Annotated in this window: 1 pseudogene; it reads left to right on the top strand. The window is 61.0% G+C overall.

The features are described from left to right. Window positions 1-267: pseudogene (locus SB756_RS30815) on the top strand (glutathione-dependent disulfide-bond oxidoreductase); the annotation flags it as partial.

Genomic DNA, 267 nt, shown 5'->3' with positions numbered 1-267 from the left:
GGTGTTCGAGTCGGGGGCGATCCTGCTGTACCTCGCAGAAAAGTTCGGAGAACTGTTGCCCAAGACCCCAGCTGCTCGTACCGAAAGCCTGAACTGGCTGTTCTGGCAGATGGGCGCTGCGCCGTACCTGGGTGGCGGCTTTGGCCACTTCTATGTCTACGCACCGGAAAAGTTCGAGTACGCCATCAACCGCTTCACCATGGAAGCGAAGCGCCAACTGGACGTACTCGACCGCCGCCTGGCCGAAAGCCGCTACCTGGGCGGTGA

The organism is Pseudomonas sp. SIMBA_068, assembly GCF_046534705.1.
GTDB lineage: Bacteria > Pseudomonadota > Gammaproteobacteria > Pseudomonadales > Pseudomonadaceae > Aquipseudomonas > Aquipseudomonas putida.
This window is presented reverse-complemented; position numbering and strand designations above follow the sequence as displayed.